Here is a 20,831-nt window from a genome sequence, read left to right on the forward strand (position 1 = left end):
AACATCGCGCCCTCCGCTGTTCTTCCCCCTCCTGCACCGCTGAACGCACGCCGGGCCCGTTATTCGGCGGCCTTCCCGAGCTGTTCGACCAGAAGATCGAGTACGGCGGCCACGGACGCCCGGCGGATCGCCGTCCGGTCGCCGGTCAGCAGCAGCGCGGTGACCTCGGCGACCCCCCCGGGACCGGCCACCGCGACGAAAACGGTGCCCACCGGCTGCCCGTCCTGCGGGTCGGGGCCCGCGACCCCCGTGGTGGCGGCGCCCCAGTCCGCGCCGAGCCTGCGGCGTACGCCCTCGGCCATCTCGCGCGCCACCCGCGCGTCCACCGCGCCCCGCTCGGCCAGCAGTGCGCCGTCCACTCCCAGCAGCTCCTGCTTCAGCGCGGTCGCATATGCCGTCACCGATCCGCGGAAGGTCCGGGACGCGCCGGGCACCCCGGTCAGCTCCGCGGCCAGCAGCCCGCCGGTCAGCGACTCGGCGACCGCCAGCGTGCCGCCCCGCTCGTCCAGCAGCCGCAGCGCCTCGGCGGCGGTCCCGCGCGTCATACGCCCTGCTCGGGCCGCTCGTCCCCCGGCCCGTCGCCGGCCCCGGCACCGTCAGAGCAAGCGGAGGAGCCGGACGACCCGGCGGAAGCCGAAGGTCCCGAAGTAGCCGGGGAGGAAGCCGCGGAGTTCGCGGCCTCCCGGGCCGACCTGCGCTCCGCCGCGAGGCCGGCCCGCCGCAGCACCACGGCCTGCCGGACGTAGTCCAGCCCGGTCACCACCGTGAGCAGCACCGCGAGGGCCATCAGCCAGGCGCGGGCGCTGGCCAGCGGCCCGGTCAGCACCAGGATGTACATGCCGACCGCGACGCCCTGCGTGAGCGTCTTGAGCTTGCCGCCACGGCTGGCCGGGATCACCCCGTGTCTGATCACCCAGAACCGCATCAGCGTGATGCCCAGCTCGCGGAAGAGGATCACGGCGGTGACCCACCACGGCAGGTCGCCCAGCGCGGACAGCCCGACCAGCGCGGCCCCCATGATCGCCTTGTCCGCGATCGGGTCGGCGATCTTGCCGAAGTCGGTGACCAGGCCGTAGCGCCTGGCCAGCTCGCCGTCGAAGAGGTCGGTGATCATCGCCACGGCGAAAGCGGCCCAGGCGAAGGAGCGCCACTTCGGGTCGTTCCCGCCGTCGTGGACCAGCAGCAGGACGAAGCCGGGGACCAGCACCAGCCGGGTCATCGTCAGCAGGTTGGCGATATTCCACAGGCCGGCCTTCGGCGCCACCGGGTCACCCGCGTGATCGGTGCCCGCCGCAGGCTCCACGACCGAGGGGGGCGCCACCGTGGATCCGGACGGCACCCCGCCCGACGCGGCAGGGGAGGCGGGGGACGACGGAGAGGACGAGGAGGACGACGACGGGGTTGGGGACTCGGCCGGTGCGGGGGCTCCGCTCATCTGCCCACCACCGCCGATCCGGCCATGACCGCGCTGTCGGCCGGCGCGGCGGGGGCACCGATCGTGGTGGCGCCGCCGAGCGGCTCGGCCACCAGGTCGACGCCCTGCGTCCCGGTCACCTTGGCGGTCACGAAGGTCCCCGGCCGCGGCTGCCAGTCCCCGCCGGCCGAGCCGCTCTGCGGCACCAGGACGACCTGCCCGTCCGTCTCCGGCGCCTGGTGGTCGGCCCGGCCGGTTACCTCGCCGGTCTCCTCGTCGACGGCCTCGACCAGCACCCGCACGGTGTCCCCGAGGCGCTCCTCGGCCCGTTGCGCGGTCAGCTCCTCGGCGAGGCGGGAGACCCGGGCCAGCCGGGCGGCGATCACGTCGTCGTCCAGCTTGCCGTCGTAGCCTGCCGCCTCGGTGCCGTCCTCGTCGGAGTAGCCGAACACCCCGATGGCGTCGAGCCGGGCGCCGCTGAGGAAGCGCTCGAGCTCCGCCAGGTCGGCCTCGGTCTCGCCGGGGAAGCCCACGATGAAGTTGGACCGCACACCCGCCTGTGGCGCCTTGGCGCGGATCGCGCCGAGCAGTTCGAGGAAGCTGTCGGTGTCGCCGAAGCGCCGCATGGCCCGCAGCACCCCGGGGGCGGAGTGCTGGAAGGACAGGTCGAAGTAGGGCACCACGCCGGGCGTGGAGGTCAGCGCGTCGATGAGCCCGGGGCGCATCTCGGCGGGCTGCAGGTAGCTGACGCGGACCCGCTCGATGCCGTCCACCGCGGCCAGTTCGGGCAGCAGCGTCTCCAGCAGCCGGATGTCGCCGAGGTCCTTGCCGTAGGAGGTGTTGTTCTCGCTGACCAGCATGACCTCCTTGACGCCCTGGGTCGCCAGCCAGCGGGTCTCGCCGAGGACGTCGGAGGGGCGGCGGGAGATGAAGGAGCCGCGGAAGGACGGGATCGCGCAGAAGGTGCAGCGCCGGTCGCAGCCGGAGGCGAGCTTCACCGAGGCGACCGGGCCTGAGTCCAGCCTGCGCCGCAGCGGGGCGCGCGGGCCCGACGCGGGCGCGACGCCGGCTGGCAGGTCCGCCAGGTCCACGGCCGGTCCGTCGTCCTGCGCGGGCGTGCCGGACACCGCGGCGGCGTCCCCCTTCGGGTGACCCTCCTGCGAGTGACCCGGCAGCGCCACCGTTGACGCCTGGCGCTCGGCGGGGCTGATCGGGAGCAGCTTGCGGCGGTCGCGCGGGGTGTGCGGCGCGTGGACGCCGCCGGCCAGGATGGTGCGCAGCCGCTCGGAGATGTCGGCGTAGTCGTCGAAGCCGAGCACGCCGTCGGCCTCCGGCAGCGCGTCGGCCAGTTCCTTGCCGTACCGCTCCGCCATGCACCCGACGGCGACGACGGCCTGCGTACGGCCGTGGTCCTTCAGGTCGTTGGCCTCCAGCAGGGCGTCCACGGAGTCCTTCTTGGCCGCCTCCACGAAACCGCAGGTGTTGACGACCGCCACGTCCGCGTCCGCGGCGTCCTCGACCAGCTGCCAGCCGTCCGCTGCCAGCCGGCCGGCAAGCTCTTCTGAGTCCACTTCATTACGGGCGCATCCGAGCGTGACAAGGGCGACGGTACGGGGTTCGGGCATGCACTCAGACTACCCGCTGCCCTGTCGCGCCCCTCGCGCCTCGGCCGCTACGGCCGGAACCCCTCGGCCGGCCCGCCGGCGGACCGGCCGCCCGCCCCGTCAGGAGCGGGGGGCTTCAGCCCTGCGTCGGGTCCCCCGGGGTGTAGGTCAGGCGGACCACCTGGCCGTCGGTGCCGGCCGCGCCCAGGTCCTTGCCGTTGACGAAGAGCTGCACCGCGCCCGCGTTGCCGACGACGAGCTTGATCTTCTTGTCGTCGGTGAAGATCTGCGAGGCGCCCTTCTTCAGCGAGCCCTGGAAGAGCCGCTTGCCGTTGTGGTCGGTGGCCTGGACCCAGCTGACGCCGCCCTCGGCGCTGATCTTGACGGTGACCTTGCCGGGCGGGGCGGCGGCGATGACGCTGCCGGTCGGGTCGGGCGAGGGGGTGTGGGTGCCCGGCGTGTGGCCGGTGGGCTTCGTGCTGCTGCTCGGGGTCGGCGGCGCGGGGTCGGCCTTGGCGCCGTTCCCGTCGTTGCCGCCGGTGACGGCGGTGTAGGCGACGAAGCCGACGACCGCGACGATCGCGGCGACCATGGCCGCGGTCCAGTTGGGCCGGCGCGGTTCGGAGCGGATCTTCTCGGACGAGTAGACCGGCGCCACGGGCGCGACTTCGACCTCGGTCCCGTGTTCGGCCGCATATTGTGCGATCAGCGGCTCGGGGTCCAGGCCGACCGCGCGAGCCAGGGTGCGGATGTGGCCGCGTGCGTAGACGTCGCCACCGCAGCGGGAGAAGTCGTCCTGTTCGATCGACTGCACGATCGGGACGCGCACCCGGGTGCTGGTGCTGACCTCGTCAATGGAGAGCCCGGCGGCGATACGGGCCTGGGCGAGGGCGTGACCGACCGAAGGCCGGTCTTCGGTGGGCGTGTTGCCGAGGGACACGAGGGCGCCTTTCGAGCGTGCAGCCGCCTGCTGGGAGTTCAGTCTAGGGGGGGTACGAAAACGGGGGGCAAGCGGACGGCCGGTTTTTGTCCGCCATCAGGATGTCGTCCTCCCTGCCGGAATTGACGTACGAACAGATCAAACGGTTGCCCGGAAAATCCGACTGGTTTTCGGCCGTTGCCGCGTGTCGCGGTCAGGCCCCGCCGCGGATCTCGGTCAGCACCCCGTCGAGCTCGTCCGCCTTCACCATCACATCGCGCGCCTTCGACCCCTCGCTGGGGCCGACGATGCCGCGCGACTCCATCAGATCCATCAGCCTGCCCGCCTTGGCGAATCCCACACGCAGCTTGCGCTGGAGCATCGAAGTCGAGCCGAACTGCGTGGAGACCACCAGCTCCGCGGCCTGGCACAACAGGTCCAGGTCGTCGCCGATCTCCTCGTCGATCTCCTTCTTCGGGCCGCTGCCGACGGTGACGTCGCTGCGGTACGCGGGGGTGAGCTGGGCCTTGCAGTGGTCGACGACCTTGGCCACCTCGTCCTCGGTGACGAAGGCGCCCTGCATCCGGATCGGCTTGTTCGCGCCCATCGGCAGGAACAGTCCGTCGCCCTTTCCGATCAGCTTCTCGGCACCCGGCTGGTCCAGGATGACCCGGCTGTCGGCGAGCGAGGAGGTCGCGAAGGCCAGCCGGGACGGCACGTTCGCCTTGATCAGTCCGGTGACCACGTCCACGCTGGGCCGCTGGGTGGCCAGCACCAGGTGGATGCCGGCGGCCCTGGCCAGCTGGGTGATCCGCACGATGGAGTCCTCGACGTCGCGCGGCGCGACCATCATCAGGTCGGCCAGCTCGTCCACGATGACCAGCAGATACGGATACGGCGTCAGCTCGCGCTCGCTGCCCTCGGGGGTCCTGGCCCGACCGGAGCGCACGGCGGCGTTGAAGTCGTCGATGTGCCGGAAGCCGTACGCGGCCAGGTCGTCGTAGCGCAGGTCCATCTCGCGCACCACCCACTGGAGCGCTTCGGCGGCCCGCTTGGGGTTGGTGATGATCGGGGTGATCAGGTGCGGGATGCCTTCGTACGCCGTCAGCTCCACCCGCTTGGGGTCCACCAGCACCATGCGGACCTCGTCCGGGGTGGCGCGGGCCATCACCGAGGTGATCAGGCAGTTGATGCAGGACGACTTGCCGGAGCCGGTGGCGCCGGCGACCAGGACGTGCGGCATCTTCGCGAGGTTGGCCATCACGTAGCCGCCCTCGACGTCCTTGCCGAGCGCGACCGTCATCGGGTGGTCCTCGCCCGCGGCCTCCGCGGAGCGCAGCACGTCGCCGAGGTTGACCATCTCGCGGTCGCTGTTGGGGATCTCGATGCCGACCGCGGACTTGCCGGGGATGGGGCTGATGATCCTGATGTCGGGGCTGGCGACGGAGTAGGCGATGTTCTTGGCCAGTGCGGTGATCCGCTCGACCTTGACGGCGGCGCCGAGTTCCACCTCGTAGCGGGTGACCGTCGGGCCGCGGGTGAAGCCGGTGACGACCGCGTCGACCTTGAACTCCTTGAAGACCTGGGTCAGCGAGGCGACCACCGCGTCGTTCGCGGCGCTGCGGGTACGCCCGGGGCCGCCGCGTTCCAGCAGGTCGAGCGACGGCAGCGCGTAGGTGATGTCGCCGGACAGCTGCAGCTGCTCGGCGCGCGGCGGCAGCGGCTCGCCGGGATCGGCGGTGTGCTTGGTCAGGTCGGGGACGCCGGAGCCGGTGTTGTCCTCCTCCGCGCGGGCGGCGGGCACCGGCTTCTTGATGCCGCTCGTCAGGTCGGCGACCAGCGGCGACGGCTGCAGGCCGTGCAGGACGGCGCCGTCCAGCGCCGCCGCGGCGGCCGCGGCCACGTCCACCGCGTCCGACCCGGCCGCCTGGGCGGTCCCGGGCAGCGGCTCGGGCCGGCGGCGGGGTCTGCGCCGCGGCCTGGGCTCGTCGCCGGCCGGCAGGCCGTCCGCGCCCAGGTCGCCGTCCACGTCGTAGGGCTCGTCCGGCGCCTTGCCGAGCTTCCTCGGCAGCCGGCGAACCGGCGCCTCGTCCTCGTTGTCCCGGCCGCCGGGCAGGCCGTCCGCCTCGTCGGCGTCGAAGAACTCCTCCAGCGGGACGGCGTCGAGGTCCGGCTGCGGGGCGTAGAGGCCGAGCCGGGCGCCGGCCGCCCGCAGCCGCTGCGGTACGGCGGCGAGCGGGGTGGCGGTGACCACGAGCAGCCCGAAGGCGGTGATGAGCAGCAGCAGCGGCGCGGCCAGGACGGCGCCGACCGTGTAGACCAGCGGGGAGGCCGCGACCCAGCCGATCAGGCCGCCGGCGTTTCGCAGCGCGGTCGCGCCGTCGCTGCGGGTCGGTGAGCCGCAGGCCAGATGGATCAGCCCCAGCGTGCCGATGACCAGGGCGGACAGGCCGATGACGATCCGGCCGTTGGCCTCGGGCTGTTCGGGGTGCCGCATGACGCGGACGGCGACCGCGCCGAGCAGCAGCGGCACCAGCAGGTCCAGCCGTCCGAAGGCGCCGGTGACCAGCATCTCCACCAGGTTGCCGACCGGGCCCTGCAGGTTGGACCAGGTGCCGGCCGCGACCACCAGGGTCAGCCCGATCAGCAGCAGGCCGAGGCCGTCCTTGCGGTGCGCGGGGTCCAGTCCGCGGGCGCCGCGTCCTATGCCGCGGAAGACCGCGCCGACGGTGTGCGCCAGGCCGAGCCACAGCGCCCGGAACATGCGGTAGACGCCGCTGGTCGGCGAAGGAGCCGCTTTGGGCGCGGGTTTGGGCGCCGCTGCCGCCTTCTTGGCGGGCGGTCGGGCGGCGCTCGCGGGCTTCTTCGCCGGGGGCTTTTTGGCCGCAGGCTTCGCCGGGGCTTTCTTGGCGGTGCCGGACGTACGTGGGGCCATGGTGCCGAGGTTACCGCCCTTGTGATCGGGGAACACGCGTGCTTGCCGATACGCCCGTTCGTGTCGGGCGCCCACCGTCACGGCATTGACGTGCCGTCAACCTGCGTCGCCCGGCCCGCGCGGACCCGGCCGCGTACCCGTGCCGCCCCGATGGGCTCTAGTCCCCGGAGGCCTGCCGGACGATGCCGCCGCCGCTGCCGGGCTCCAGCGCGTCCAGCGCCCGGCGCAGGCCGGTCAGCTTGCGCTCCAGGTGGGCGGCGGTCGCCACCGCTGCCGCGTCCGCGGACTCGCCGAGCTGCTTGCTCAGCGCCTCGGCCTGCTCCTCGACGGCCGCCAGTCGGGCGGACAGCTCGGCCAGCAGGCCCGCCGGCTCCTTGGAGCCGTTGGCCTCCGCCCCGGAGGGCAGGCCCTGCTCCAGCTGCAGCCGCAGCAGTCCGGCCTGCTCGCGCAGCTGGCAGTTCTTCATGTACAGGTCGACGAAGACCGACACCTTGGCCCGCAGCACCCACGGGTCGAACGGCTTGGAGATGTAGTCCACCGCACCCGCCGCGTAGCCGCGGAAGGTGTGGTGCGGCCCGTGGTTGATCGCAGTCAGGAAGATGATCGGGATGTCCCGGGTCCGCTCCCGCCGCTTGATGTGCGCCGCGGTCTCGAACCCGTCCATGCCCGGCATCTGGACATCGAGCAGGATCACCGCGAAATCGTCGGTGAGCAGCGCTTTGAGCGCTTCCTCCCCGGACGATGCCCTGACCAGAGTCTGATCGAGCGCCGAGAGAATCGCCTCCAGCGCCAGCAGATTCTCCGGCCGGTCATCGACCAGGAGGATCTTGGCCTTCTGCACCATGGCCCGCCCTCCTCGCCCCGGCATCACGCCGGTCGCCGCCCCCGGGGACGACTCTGTCGCGCCGCCCGTCCTTGTGCCGGTCATGGTAGCCGCACCCCGCCGTTCGCCACACCCTGTCACCGCCACGTCACCCACCACACACCGAAAACGCTGGCGGAGACGAGAAGGTTCCCTGATCCTCTCGCCCTCACACCCCGTCAGACGAGCGAGTTGGTAAAACTTCAACTTTTCTCTTGGTCAGCGGGCGTGCATCCACTCCTCCATCAGCGTCAGCAGATGGTCGGTGTCCACGGGTTTGGCGACATAGTCCGACGCTCCGGAGTCGATGCTCTTCTCCCGGTCGCCCTTCATCGCCTTCGCGGTCAGCGCGATGATCGGCAGCCCGGCGAACTGCGGCATCTTGCGGATCGCCGTCGTCGTGGCGTAGCCGTCCATCTCCGGCATCATGATGTCCATCAGCACGATGGCGATGTCGTCGTACTGTTCGAGCACCTCGATGCCCTCGCGGCCGTTCTCGGCGTACAGCACGGTCAGGCCGTGCTGCTCCAAGACGCTGGTCAGCGCGAAGACGTTACGGATGTCGTCGTCGACGATCAGCACCTTCTCGCCGCTGAAACCGCCGGAGAAGCCCGACTCAGCGGCCGGCTGGCTCTCCTCCTGCCACGGCTCGTGCCCGGAGCCGTGCTGCCCGTGCCCGGCCGGCAGGGGCGCCGGCTGGGCGGAGCGCCGGCGCAGCCTGGCCAGGCTGCTGCCGGGGTTGCGGGTACGTCCCGCGGCGGCGGCGTCCTGGTCGGCGGTACCGGCCGGCAGCTGCGGCACCGCCGGCGGGAGCTCGCCGAGGCTCAGCGGCAGGTACAGCGTGAACGTCGAGCCGCGACCGGGCTGGCTGTCGGCGTGGATCTCGCCGCCGAGCAGCCGGGCGATCTCCCGGCTGATCGACAGGCCGAGGCCCGTACCGCCGTACTTCCGGCTCGTGGTGCCGTCGGCCTGCTTGAACGCCTCGAAGATCACCCGCATCTTGCCGGCCGCGATGCCGATACCCGTATCGGTCACCGAGAAGGCGATCAGCGGCTGGTCGGGGTCGCGCAGGGTGCCGGCCTCGAGCAGCTGCTCGCGGATCGACTGCGGCACCTCGCTGCCGGCCGGCCTGATGACCAGTTCGACCGAGCCGCTGTCGGTGAACTTCACCGCGTTCGACAGCAGGTTGCGCAGCACCTGGAGCAGCCGCTGCTCGTCGGTGTGCAGGGTCACCGGCAGTTCGGGCGAGACCCGCACCGAGAAGTCCAGGCCCTTCTCCGCGGTCAGCGGCCGGAAGGTGGCCTCCACGTAGTCGACGAGCTGCACCAACGCGATACGGGTCGGCGAGACGTCCATCTTGCCCGCCTCGACCTTCGACAGGTCCAGGATGTCGTTGATCAGCTGGAGCAGGTCGGATCCCGCGCCGTGGATGGTCTCGGCGAACTCGACCTGCTTGGGCGACAGGTTCCCGTCGGCGTTGTCGGCCAGCAGCTTCGCCAGGATCAGCAGCGAGTTGAGCGGGGTGCGCAGCTCGTGCGACATGTTGGCGAGGAACTCCGACTTGTAGCGCATCGAGACGGCGAGCTGCTCGGCGCGCTCCTCCAGGACCTGCCTGGCCTCCTCGATCTCGGTGTTCTTGACCTCGATGTCGCGGTTCTGCCGGGCCAGCAGCTCGGCCTTCTCCTCAAGCTCGGCGTTCGACAGCTGCAGCGCGCGCTGCCGGTTCTCCAGCTCCGCGGAGCGCTCCTGCAGCTGCTCGGTCAGCTCCTGGGACTGCTTGAGCAGGCCCTCGGTCTTGGTGTTGACGCTGATGGTGTTGACGCTGATCGCGATGATGTCGGTGATCTGGTTGAGGAAGTCCTTCTGGATCTGGGTGAAGGGCTGGAACGCGGCCAGCTCGATGACGCCGAGCACCCGGCCCTCGAACAGCACCGGCAGCACGATCACATGCGACGGCGGGGCGTCGCCCAGGCCGGAGGTGATCTTCAGATAACCCGGCGGGACGTGCTCGATCAGGATGGACCGCTTCTCCACCGCGGCCTGCCCGATCAGCCCCTCGCCGGGCAGGAAGACCGTCGACATGGTGCGGCGGGAGAAGCCGTAGCTGCCGCGCAGCCGCAGCTCGTACTCCTCGCCGACCTCCGTGGTGTCCTCGGCGAGGAAGAAGGCGCCGTGCTGGGCGGAGACCACCGGGGTCAGCTCGCTCATGATCAGCGCCGCCACGTCGCCGAGGTCCCTGCGGCCCTGCATGAGGCCGGAGATCCGGGCCAGGTTGCCCTTGAGCCAGTCCTGCTCCTTGTTGGCGAGCGTGGTCTCCCGGAGCCGGACGATCATCGTGTTGATGTAGTCCTGCAGCTCCAGGATCTCGCCGGCCGCGTCCACGTCGATCCGCAGGTTGAGGTCGCCGCGGGTCACCGCCGTCGCCACCTGCGCGATGTTGCGCACCTGGCTGGTCAGGTTGTTGGCCATCAGGTTGACGGACTCGGTCAGGTCCTTCCAGATGCCGGAGACGTCCGGCACCCGCGCCTGGCCGCCCAGCCTGCCCTCCGTGCCCACCTCGCGCGCCACCCGGGTGACCTCGTCACCGAAGGCGGACAGCTGCCCGACCATGGTGTTGATGGTGGTCTTGAGCTCCAGGATCTCGCCGCGCGCGTCCACGTCGATCTTCTTGGACAGGTCGCCGCGGGCCACCGCGGTCGTCACCTGGGCGATCTGCCGGACCTGGCCGGTCAGGTTGGACGCCATGCCGTTGACGGACTCCGTGAGGTCCTTCCACGTCCCGCTGACGCCCGGCACCCGCGCCTGGCCGCCGAGGATGCCCTCGGTGCCCACCTCGCGGGCCACCCGGGTCACCTCGTCACCGAAGGCGGACAGCGTGTCCACCATCGTGTTGATGGTCTCGGCGAGCTGCGCGACCTCGCCACGCGCGTCCACGTTGATCTTCTTGGTCAGGTCACCGTTGGCGACGGCGGTGGCCACCGACGAGATGGAGCGCACCTGGCTGGTCAGGTTGCTCGCCATCAGGTTGACGTTGTCGGTGAGGTCCTTCCAGATGCCCGACGCGTCGCGCACCCGCGCCTGGCCGCCCAGCTGGCCCTCGGTGCCCACCTCGCGGGCCACCCGGGTCACCTCGTCACCGAAGGCGGACAGCGTGTCCACCATCGTGTTCACGGTGGTGACCAGGGCCAGGATCTCGCCCTTGGCGTCGACGGTGATCTTCCGCGACAGGTCGCCCTGGGCGACCGCGCTGGTGACGTCGGCGATGTTGCGGACCTGGCTGGTCAGGTTGTTGGCCATGAAGTTGACGGACTGGGTGAGGTCCTTCCAGGTGCCGCTGACCCCCTTGACCTCGGCCTGCCCGCCGAGGATGCCCTCGGTGCCCACCTCGCGCGCGACCCGCGTCACCTGCTCGGCGAAGGAGGAGAGCTGGTCCACCATCGTGTTGAGGGTGTTCTTCAGCTCCAGGATCTCGCCGCGCGCGTCCACGTCGATCTTCTGCGACAGGTCGCCGCGCGCCACCGCCGTGGCGACCTGTGCGATGTTGCGGACCTGACCGGTCAGGTTGCCGGCCATGAAGTTCACCGAGTCGGTGAGGTCCCGCCACACGCCGGCGACGCCCGGCACCTGCGCCTGCCCGCCGAGCCGGCCCTCGGTGCCCACCTCGCGGGCCACCCGGGTCACCTGCTCGGCGAAGGAGGAGAGCTGGTCCACCATCGTGTTGATGGTGTTCTTCAGTTCCAGGATCTCGCCGCGCGCGTCCACGTCGATCTTCTGCGACAGGTCGCCGCGGGCCACCGCCGTGGTCACCTGGGCGATCTGCCGCACCTGGGAGGTCAGGTTCCCCGCCATGAAGTTGACGGAGTCGGTGAGGTCCTTCCAGGTGCCGCTGACGCCGTCCACCCGCGCCTGGCCGCCGAGCCGGCCCTCCGTACCCACGTCGGTGGCCATCCTGGTCACCTGGGCCGCGAAGGAGCCGAGCTGGTCGACCATCCGGTTCACGGTGTTCTTCAGCTCCAGCATCTCGCCGGAGACGTCGACCGTGACCTTCTGCGACAGGTCGCCGTTGGCGACCGCCGTGGTGACCTGCGCGATGTTGCGGACCTGGCCGGTGAGGTTGCGGAAGGCGGTGTTCACCGAGTCGGTGAGGTCCTTCCAGGTGCCCGCCGCACCCGGCACCTGCGCCTGCCCGCCGAGGATGCCCTCGACGCCGACCTCGCGGGCCACCCGCGTCACCTCGGCGCCGAACGCCGACAGCTGGTCGACCATCGTGTTGACGGTGTTCTTCAGCTCCAGCATCTCGCCGGAGACGTCCACGGTGACCTTCTGCGACAGGTCGCCGCCCGCGACGGCGGTGGTGACCTGGGCGATGTCCCGCACCTGGGCCGTCAGGTTGCGGAAGGCGGTGTTCACCGAGTCGGTGAGGTCCTTCCAGGTGCCCGCCGCACCCGGCACCTGCGCCTGCCCGCCCAGCTGGCCCTCCGCGCCGATCTCACCGGCGACCCTGGTCACCTCGTCGGCGAAGGTCCGCAGCGTCTCTGTCATCGCGTTGATCGTCTCGGCCAGCTGCGCGACCTCGCCGCGCGCGCCGATGGTGATCTTCTGCGTCAGGTCGCCGTTCGCGACCGCGGTGGTGACCTGCGCGATGTCCCGCACCTGGGCCGTCAGGTTGCCGGCCATCAGGTTCACCGAGTCGGTGAGGTCCTTCCACACCCCGGCCACGCCCGGCACCTGGGCCTGGCCGCCCAGCTCGCCCTCGGTGCCGACCTCCCGGGCGACCCGGGTCACCTCGGAGGAGAACGAGGAGAGCTGGTCCACCATCGTGTTGACGGTGTTCTTCAGCTCCAGCATCTCGCCGGCGACATGCACGGTGACCTTGCGTGACAGGTCGCCCTTGAGCACCGCGGTCGTCACCAGGGCGATGTCGCGGACCTGCGCGGTCAGCCGGTACGCCATGGTGTTGACGGAGTCGGTCAGGTCCTTCCAGGAGCCCGCCATGCCGCGGACCTTCGCCTGGCCGCCGAGCTTGCCCTCGGTACCGACCTCGCTGGCCACCCGGGTCACCTCGTCGGTGAACGCGGACAGCTGGTCGACCAGGCCGTTGACCGTACGGCCGACCTTGAGGAACTCGCCGCGCAGCGGGTGCGCGGAGCCGTCGGGGTTCTGCGCGCGCAGGTCCATCCGCTGTTCCAGGTCGCCCTCGGCCACCGCGGACAGCACCCGGCCCACCTCGGACACCGGCCGCACCAGGTCGTCCACCAGGGCGTTCGACGCCTCGATGGCCGCCGCCCAGGCGCCCTCGCAGGCCCCTGTCTCCAGGCGCTCGGTGAGCTTGCCCTCCCGGCCGACGACACGGCGCACCCGGGCCAGCTCCCCGGTGAGGTGCTGGTTGCGGTCGGCGACCTCGTTGAAGACCGCGGCGACCTCCGCCATCACCCCCTCGCCGCTCACCGTCAGGCGACGGCGGAAATTGCCGTCCCGCATCGCGGCGAGCGCGGTGAGCAGCTTGGTGAGCGCGGCAGAATCGACCTCTACGGTCCCGCCGGCCCGGGAACGCCCGTTTTTCGTACGCGTGACTGTGCCCCGCGCCGATGCGCCAGACTCCACCGTGTCCCTCCTGGAGGGTCGATCGACCTGCATGTACCTGAGTTAGGCGCCTCCAGTGTTCCACCTTCGCCTACCGTGCCGACAACATCCCGCGTAACCCGTACGCAGCGGGGTCGTTGGCGCTAGACCCGTCACCGGGGAGCGTTTACGCAGCGCATCCGGTACGGCACGTTCCGGTTTGACGGCCGCACGGGACGGCCGGGTCCCAACGCACTAGCCTTGCCTGATGTCAGTACGACGCACGGTGCACGAGCGGGCGACCGACCGTGGCGCGACCCGGCACCGGCCGCGGGACACCACCGAACCCGTCAAGAGGAGATCCGTGATCACGGCTCGCGCATCGGCCAGCTTCGAACCGGTGGGCCGGTCGGTCGCCGTGGCCAGGGCCTTTGTGCGGGACACCCTGCACGGCTGGGGCTTCGCCGACGTCGTGGACGACGCCGTCGTGCTGACCAGCGAACTGGTGACCAACGCCGTGGTGCACGCAGGCACCGCCGCCGACGTGCGCTGCCTGCGTTACGAGACGGCCGTACGCGTCGAGGTCGCCGACCACTACCCCGAGCGTGAGGTACCGCTCCAGGGCCGCGGCCGGCCGCACCGTGACCCCGACCACGAAGGCGGGCGCGGGCTGCTGCTGTGCGCGGCGCTCGCCAGCCGCTGGGGCGTGGAGTACACCGCCGCGGGCAAGCACGTCTGGTTCCAGCTCGACCTGCCCGAGCGCCCCGCGGGCACCCGCTCGGCAGGACCGCTGCTGCCGGCCGCCGACCTCCCGGTCGCCGACGAGCGGGTCAGGGTCGCCGTCGTCCAGGTCGACAGCCGGGGCACCATCACCCGCTGGAACGACGACGCCGCCGACCTCTTCGGCCACCCCGCCGCCGACGTCGTCGGCAAGTCGCTCGCCGACCTGACCGCCTGGCCGCAGACCCCGGGCACCGGCATCGGCCTGGCCGAGGCGCTGCAGCTGTCCCGCTGGGAGGGCACCTACGGGCTGCGCAACAGCGACGGCCGGGTGCTGCCCGTCTACGGCTCCCACCTGCGGGTCCGTGACAGCTCCGGCGAGCCCTCGACCGTCTGCCTGCTGGTGCGCGTCGAGGAGCGCGCGGTACTGCAGACACCCGCCCGCGGCAACGCGCCCTCCGACACCGGCCTGGTCCAGCGCGGGAAGAACACCGACGCCTTCGAGGTCTTCATCGGCTCGCCCGCGCCCGACGACCTCGACAGCCTGCTCCAGCGCACCGTCGAGCGCGCCCGCGACATGCTCGACGGCGACGCCGCCTACCTGCTGCTGGCCACCGACGACGAGACCGAACTCGAAGTCCGGGCCTCCACCGGGCTGCCCTCGGCCCGCCAGCGCTTCGCCCGGGTGCCCGTCGAGGCCGGCACCGGCCGGTACGGCAGCGCCAGGATGCCCGCCGTGCACGAGGACCTGACGGCCGTCCCCGGCGCCGTACCGCTGCTGTCGGGCACCGGGATGCGCTCCGTCGTCACCGTGCCGCTCAAGGTCGAGGGCCGCCTCACCGGCTCGCTCGGGGTCGCCGCCGAGGCGCCCGGCCGCTACTCCAACCAGGAGGCGCTGCGGCTGCAGTTCGCGGCCGACCGGATCGCGCTGGCAGTGGAGAGCGCCCGGCTCACCGAGCTGGAAAGGCTCCGCCGCGGCTCGCTGTCCTTCCTGGTGGAGGCCTCCGACCTGCTCGCCGGCACCCTGGAACGCGACCAGACGCTCGCGCTGATGGCCCAGATGACCGTGCCGACGCTGGCCAGTTGGTGCGCGGTCTACACGATCGCCGAACAGTCCGAGCCCGAACTGGCCTTCGTCCTCCACGAGGACGAGGACCGTATCGACGGCATCAAGGCGCTGCTGTCCCAGGTCCGCGCCCCGGAACCGGACCCGACCCCCGGCGCCCGCGCCTGGACCGCACCGTCCGACGCGGCCCATTCCAGCGCCCTGCGGGCCTCGTTGCGCAGCCTCGGCGTCGGCCCCAGCGGCTCGGGCACGATCGCCGGCCGCGCGCCCAGCACCCCCGGCGTGGCCCTCGCGACGGCGGCCGCCGTCGGCGGCGAGACGGTCGTCCTGCCGCTGGTGGCCCGCAACCGCGTCATCGGCATGCTGACCCTCGGCAAGCCCTCCGACGAGCGCTTCCGCCAGGAGATCCTGGAGCTGGCCGAGGACCTCTCCCGCCGCGCCGCCCTCGCCCTGGACAACGCCCGCCTCTACAGCGAGCGCACGGCCATCAGCCAGGCACTCCAGCGCAGCCTGCTCCCGCCGGAACTGCCGCAGGTCCCCGGCGTCGAGGTCGAGGTCGTCTACCGGGCCGCCGGCGAGGGCAACGAGGTCGGCGGCGACTTCTACGACCTCTTCCCGATCCGCGACGGCTGCTGGGGCTTCGCCATCGGCGACGTCTGCGGCACCGGCCCGGAGGCGGCGGCGGTGACCGGCCTGGCCCGGCACGCCCTGCGGCTGCTGGCCCGCGAGGGCTTCGGCGGCCCAGCGGTCCTGGAACGCCTCAACGCCGCCATCCTCGACGAGGGTGCCCGCAGCCGCTTCCTGACCCTGCTCTACGGCGAGTTGTGGCCGCAGCACGACGGGAGCGCGGTGCTGCGGATGGTGTGCGCCGGGCATCCGCTGCCGCTGCGGCTCCGCCCCGACGGCACGGTGGAGCCGGCGGCCGACCCGCAGCCGCTGCTCGGCGTGATGGACGACCTGGAACTCGTCGAACAGTCCGTCACCCTCGACCCGGGCGACGTCCTGCTCTGCGTCACCGACGGCGTCACCGAGCGCCGCGAGGGCTCTCGGATGCTCGGCGACGACGGCCTCGCGGACGTCCTCGCCACCTGTACGGGCCTGACGGCCGGGGCCGTCGCGGCCCGCATCCAGCGCGCCGTGGAGCGCTTCGCCTCCGACGCGCCCTCCGACGACATGGCCATCCTCGCCATGCGCGTGCCGGCCCTCCCGGAGAACTGACCGCCGGGGCATGGGACCAGGACATGGAAAAGGCCTCCCGCCGACGGCGGGAGGCCTTTTCTGTCAGAGCCCCAATACGGAATCGAACCGTAGACCTTCTCCTTACCATGGAGACGCTCTACCGACTGAGCTATTGGGGCGCGTCGACGGGAAGATCGTAGCCCATGAACGGCTGTGCGGGAAACTCGGCCGAGTACCTGCTCAGCCGCCCCCGCGAGGCGCGGGCAGTGCGCTCAGATCAGCCCGCCCAGCGCGTTGCAGGCATCCGCGATGTGCGTCAACTCCCGCTGTGTGATGCCGGGGTGGACCGGCAGCGACAGCGTGTCCGCGGCCGCCGACTCCGTCTGCGGCAGGACGACCCCCGAGCGGTGCGCCGGCATCCGGTGCACCGGTACGGGGACGCTCACCGTCGCCCGCACGCCGCGCGCGGCCAGCGCGGCGGCGAAGGCGTCCCGGTCGGGCCGCCCGTTGCCCGGCACCCGCACGGTGTAGCGGTGGTAGAGGTGGTGCGCCCCCGGCTCGGTGTACGGCACGGTGACGCCCTTCAACGCCGAGTCCAGGAAGCGCGCGTGGGCCCGGCGCCTGGCGACGGCCCCCGCGTCCTCGGTCCGCCCGCCCTCGGCGCCCTCCTCCACCAGAGCCAGCGCGCGGCGGTCGGCCAGCTCGGTGAGCTGCGACATCGGTGCCGGGTGCCCGAAGACATGCACCGGCAGTATGGCCGCCGTGCGCGACGTGATGCCGGCGGCGACCGCGTCGGGGTCGAGGCAGAACGTCCGCCGATCTATGTCCGCGAAGACCGGTACGGCGCCGGCCAGCCGCACCGCGTCGGCGGGCGCACCCGGTCCGAACGACGGCACGATGACCTCGTCGCCGGTGCCTATCCCCAGCCTCTCCAGCGCCTCGCGCAGAGCCGCGGCCGTCGTGTCCGAAGCGATCCTGTGCCGCCGTTCGGCAGTCGTCATCTGCTGCACGTCTCCACACCTCCGCCTGTCGGGGGCCCAGAGTCTCTGCAAGACGTGAACAACGGGTAACGGGCAGCAAAAAAGCCCCGGCCCCCGAGACAAAACTCGGGGGCCGGGGCCTCTGGCAAAACTCGTTCGGCGGTGTCCTACTCTCCCACAGGGTCCCCCCTGCAGTACCATCGGCGCTGAAAGGCTTAGCTTCCGGGTTCGGAATGTAACCGGGCGTTTCCCTAACGCTATGACCACCGAAACACCATGAAACACACACCACACCACCCAACCACCCCGTCGAACAGGGTGTGGGTGTGTGGTGGCTGGTTGTTTCAGAACCACACAGTGGACGCGAGCAACTGAGGACAAGCCCTCGGCCTATTAGTACCGGTCAGCTCCACCCCTTACAGGGCTTCCACATCCGGCCTATCAACCCAGTCGTCTACTGGGAGCCTTACCCCATCAAGTGGGTGGGAGCCCTCATCTCGAAGCAGGCTTCCCGCTTAGATGCTTTCAGCGGTTATCCCTCCCGAACGTAGCCAACCAGCCATGCCCTTGGCAGGACAACTGGCACACCAGAGGTTCGTCCGTCCCGGTCCTCTCGTACTAGGGACAGCCCTTCTCAAGACTCCTACGCGCGCAGCGGATAGGGACCGAACTGTCTCACGACGTTCTAAACCCAGCTCGCGTACCGCTTTAATGGGCGAACAGCCCAACCCTTGGGACCGACTCCAGCCCCAGGATGCGACGAGCCGACATCGAGGTGCCAAACCATCCCGTCGATATGGACTCTTGGGGAAGATCAGCCTGTTATCCCCGGGGTACCTTTTATCCGTTGAGCGACGGCGCTTCCACAAGCCACCGCCGGATCACTAGTCCCTACTTTCGTACCTGCTCGACCCGTCAGTCTCACAGTCAAGCTCCCTTGTGCACTTACACTCAACACCTGATTGCCAACCAGGCTGAGGGAACCTTTGGGCGCCTCCGTTACCCTTTAGGAGGCAACCGCCCCAGTTAAACTACCCACCAGACACTGTCCCTGATCCGGATCACGGACCGAGGTTAGACATCCAGCACGACCAGAGTGGTATTTCAACGACGACTCCCCCCAAGCTGGCGCTTGGAGTTCACAGTCTCCCACCTATCCTACACAAGCCGAACCGAACACCAATATCAAGCTATAGTAAAGGTCCCGGGGTCTTTCCGTCCTGCTGCGCGAAACGAGCATCTTTACTCGTAGTGCAATTTCACCGGGCCTATGGTTGAGACAGTCGAGAAGTCGTTACGCCATTCGTGCAGGTCGGAACTTACCCGACAAGGAATTTCGCTACCTTAGGATGGTTATAGTTACCACCGCCGTTTACTGGCGCTTAAGTTCTCAGCTTCGCCACACCGAAATGTGACTAACCGGTCCCCTTAACGTTCCAGCACCGGGCAGGCGTCAGTCCGTATACATCGCCTTACGGCTTCGCACGGACCTGTGTTTTTAGTAAACAGTCGCTTCTCGCTGGTCTCTGCGGCCACACCCAGCTCACCGAGTAAATCGGATCACCAGACATGGCCCCCCTTCTCCCGAAGTTACGGGGGCATTTTGCCGAGTTCCTTAACCATAGTTCACCCGAACGCCTCGGTATTCTCTACCTGACCACCTGAGTCGGTTTAGGGTACGGGCCGCCATAAAACTCGCTAGAGGCTTTTCTCGACAGCATAGGATCATCCACTTCACCACAATCGGCTCGGCATCAGGTCTCAGACTATTGCCACCCGGATTTACCTGGATGACGTCCTACACCCTTACCCCGGGACAACCACCGCCCGGGCTGGACTACCTTCCTGCGTCACCCCATCACTTACCTACTACAAGTCTGGTCCGTCGGCTCCACCACTCCCCCTCACTCCGAAGAGATCAGAGGCGGCTTCACGGACTTAGCATCGCCTGGTTCAGCACTGGGCGCTTTACAGCGGGTACCGGAATATCAACCGGTTGTCCATCGACTACGCCTGTCGGCCTCGCCTTAGGTCCCGACTTACCCTGGGCAGATCAGCTTGACCCAGGAACCCTTAGTCAATCGGCGCAAGAGTTTCCCACTCTTGTATCGCTACTCATGCCTGCATTCTCACTCGTGAACCGTCCACCACTGCCTTCCGGCGCGGCTTCACCCGGCACACGACGCTCCCCTACCCATCCGTACAGGCGTTGGCCCTATATGTACGAATGACACGACTTCGGCGGTACGCTTGAGCCCCGCTACATTGTCGGCGCGGAATCACTTGACCAGTGAGCTATTACGCACTCTTTCAAGGATGGCTGCTTCTAAGCCAACCTCCTGGTTGTCTCTGCGACTCCACATCCTTTCCCACTTAGCGTACGCTTAGGGGCCTTAGTCGATGCTCTGGGCTGTTTCCCTCTCGACCATGGAGCTTATCCCCCACAGTCTCACTGCCGCGCTCTCACTTACCGGCATTCGGAGTTTGGCTAAGGTCAGTAACCCGGCAGGGCCCATCGCCTATCCAGTGCTCTACCTCCGGCAAGAAACACACGACGCTGCACCTAAATGCATTTCGGGGAGAACCAGCTATCACGGAGTTTGATTGGCCTTTCACCCCTAACCACAGGTCATCCCCCAGGTTTTCAACCCTGGTGGGTTCGGTCCTCCACGACCTCTTACAGCCGCTTCAACCTGCCCATGGCTAGATCACTCCGCTTCGGGTCTTGAGCGTGCTACTCAACCGCCCTATTCGGACTCGCTTTCGCTACGGCTACCCCACACGGGTTAACCTCGCAACACACCGCAAACTCGCAGGCTCATTCTTCAAAAGGCACGCAGTCACGAGGACGAGAACAAGTTCTCGCCCCGACGCTCCCACGGCTTGTAGGCACACGGTTTCAGGTACTATTTCACTCCGCTCCCGCGGTACTTTTCACCATTCCCTCACGGTACTATCCGCTATCGGTCACCAGGGAATATTTAGGCTTAACGGGTGGTCCCGCCAGATTCACACAGGATTTCTCGGGCCCTGTGCTACTTGGGTGATCTCCAAGAGAGCCGCTCATGTTTCAGCTACGGGGGTCTTACCCTCTACGCCGGACCTTTCGCATGTCCTTCGCCTACACAAACGGTTTCTGACTCTCCGACCGGCCGGCAGACCGATCAAGGAAACTCCCACGACCCCGTATACGCAACCCCTGCCGGGTATCACACGCATACGGTTTAGCCTCATCCGGTTTCGCTCGCCACTACTCCCGGAATCACGGTTGTTTTCTCTTCCTGCGGGTACTGAGATGTTTCACTTCCCCGCGTTCCCTCCACACTGCCTATGTGTTCAGCAGTGGGTGACAGCCCATGACGACTGCCGGGTTTCCCCATTCGGACACCCCCGGATCACAGCTCGGTTGACAGCTCCCCGGGGCCTATCGCGGCCTCCCACGTCCTTCATCGGTTCCTGGTGCCAAGGCATCCACCGTGCGCCCTTAAAAACTTGGCCACAGATGCTCGCGTCCACTATGCAGTTCTCAAACAACCAACCATCCCCCACGCAACCCACCCCAACCAGGGCCGGCGCTACGAGACTGGTCT

9 protein-coding genes, 1 tRNA gene and 2 rRNA genes are annotated in these 20,831 nt (G+C 69.4%); 1 reads left to right on the forward strand and 11 read right to left on the reverse strand.

What is annotated here, in order from left to right; translation table 11 throughout:
- Nucleotides 1-59: 59 nt before the first annotated feature.
- The 7 genes from OG702_RS09415 to OG702_RS09445 form a co-directional block, all read right to left on the reverse strand.
- Nucleotides 60-545: a CinA family protein gene (locus tag OG702_RS09415; protein WP_327288396.1), complete on the reverse strand. Its 486-nt coding sequence runs from the start codon at nt 543-545 to the stop codon at nt 60-62.
- The gene (gene pgsA / locus OG702_RS09420; protein ID WP_327288397.1) at nt 542-1,435 is read right to left on the reverse strand and encodes a CDP-diacylglycerol--glycerol-3-phosphate 3-phosphatidyltransferase; all 894 of its coding nucleotides are present in this window, start codon (nt 1,433-1,435) and stop codon (nt 542-544) included. The genes OG702_RS09415 and pgsA overlap by 4 nt, the downstream gene beginning before the upstream one ends.
- Nucleotides 1,432-3,039: a 30S ribosomal protein S12 methylthiotransferase RimO gene (gene rimO, locus OG702_RS09425; protein ID WP_327288398.1), complete on the reverse strand. Its 1,608-nt coding sequence runs from the start codon at nt 3,037-3,039 to the stop codon at nt 1,432-1,434. Before rimO ends, pgsA begins: the two co-directional genes overlap by 4 nt.
- A gap of 115 nt (nt 3,040-3,154) precedes the next feature.
- Nucleotides 3,155-3,958 carry a helix-turn-helix domain-containing protein gene (locus tag OG702_RS09430; RefSeq protein ID WP_327288399.1) on the reverse strand — a complete coding sequence of 268 codons (804 nt, stop codon included), beginning with the start codon at nt 3,956-3,958 and terminating at the stop codon, nt 3,155-3,157.
- A 193-nt stretch (nt 3,959-4,151) separates the two neighbouring features.
- A complete protein-coding gene (locus OG702_RS09435; RefSeq protein ID WP_327288400.1) occupies nt 4,152-6,872 on the reverse strand; it encodes a DNA translocase FtsK in 2,721 nt (906 codons plus the stop codon).
- Between the two features lie 157 nt (nt 6,873-7,029).
- Complete coding sequence (locus OG702_RS09440) at nt 7,030-7,716, reverse strand: response regulator (protein WP_327288401.1); 687 nt, start codon at nt 7,714-7,716, stop codon at nt 7,030-7,032.
- Between the two features lie 237 nt (nt 7,717-7,953).
- Nucleotides 7,954-13,338, reverse strand: a complete 5,385-nt coding sequence (locus OG702_RS09445; RefSeq protein ID WP_327288402.1) for a HAMP domain-containing protein — start codon at nt 13,336-13,338, stop codon at nt 7,954-7,956.
- A 322-nt stretch (nt 13,339-13,660) separates the two neighbouring features.
- Between OG702_RS09445 and OG702_RS09450 the strand changes: the two genes are divergently transcribed.
- Nucleotides 13,661-16,300: a SpoIIE family protein phosphatase gene (locus tag OG702_RS09450; RefSeq protein WP_327293159.1), complete on the forward strand. Its 2,640-nt coding sequence runs from the start codon at nt 13,661-13,663 to the stop codon at nt 16,298-16,300.
- Between the two features lie 67 nt (nt 16,301-16,367).
- On the opposite strand, the gene OG702_RS09455 is transcribed toward OG702_RS09450, so the two are convergent.
- The 4 genes from OG702_RS09455 to OG702_RS09470 form a co-directional block, all read right to left on the reverse strand.
- Nucleotides 16,368-16,440 (reverse strand) — tRNA-Thr (locus tag OG702_RS09455).
- Nucleotides 16,441-16,533: 93 nt separating this feature from the next.
- Nucleotides 16,534-17,262 carry a DegT/DnrJ/EryC1/StrS family aminotransferase gene (locus tag OG702_RS09460; RefSeq protein WP_327288403.1) on the reverse strand — a complete coding sequence of 243 codons (729 nt, stop codon included), beginning with the start codon at nt 17,260-17,262 and terminating at the stop codon, nt 16,534-16,536.
- Between the two features lie 133 nt (nt 17,263-17,395).
- Nucleotides 17,396-17,512 (reverse strand): 5S ribosomal RNA (rrf, locus tag OG702_RS09465).
- Nucleotides 17,513-17,614: 102 nt separating this feature from the next.
- Nucleotides 17,615-20,739: ribosomal RNA gene (locus OG702_RS09470) — 23S ribosomal RNA — on the reverse strand.
- Nucleotides 20,740-20,831 lie beyond the last annotated feature (92 nt).

The sequence above is a fragment of the Streptomyces sp. NBC_01198 genome (assembly GCF_036010485.1).
Taxonomy (GTDB): domain Bacteria; phylum Actinomycetota; class Actinomycetes; order Streptomycetales; family Streptomycetaceae; genus Actinacidiphila.

Coding starts and splice junctions, on each gene's coding strand:
- pgsA (WP_327288397.1), bottom strand. CDS start 1,435: ATGAGCGGAGCCCCCGCACCGGCCGAGTCCCCAACCCCGTCGTCGTCC.
- OG702_RS09435 (WP_327288400.1), bottom strand. CDS start 6,872: ATGGCCCCACGTACGTCCGGCACCGCCAAGAAAGCCCCGGCGAAGCCT.
- OG702_RS09440 (WP_327288401.1), bottom strand. CDS start 7,716: ATGGTGCAGAAGGCCAAGATCCTCCTGGTCGATGACCGGCCGGAGAAT.
- OG702_RS09415 (WP_327288396.1), bottom strand. CDS start 545: ATGACGCGCGGGACCGCCGCCGAGGCGCTGCGGCTGCTGGACGAGCGG.
- OG702_RS09460 (WP_327288403.1), bottom strand. CDS start 17,262: ATGACGACTGCCGAACGGCGGCACAGGATCGCTTCGGACACGACGGCC.
- rimO (WP_327288398.1), bottom strand. CDS start 3,039: ATGCCCGAACCCCGTACCGTCGCCCTTGTCACGCTCGGATGCGCCCGT.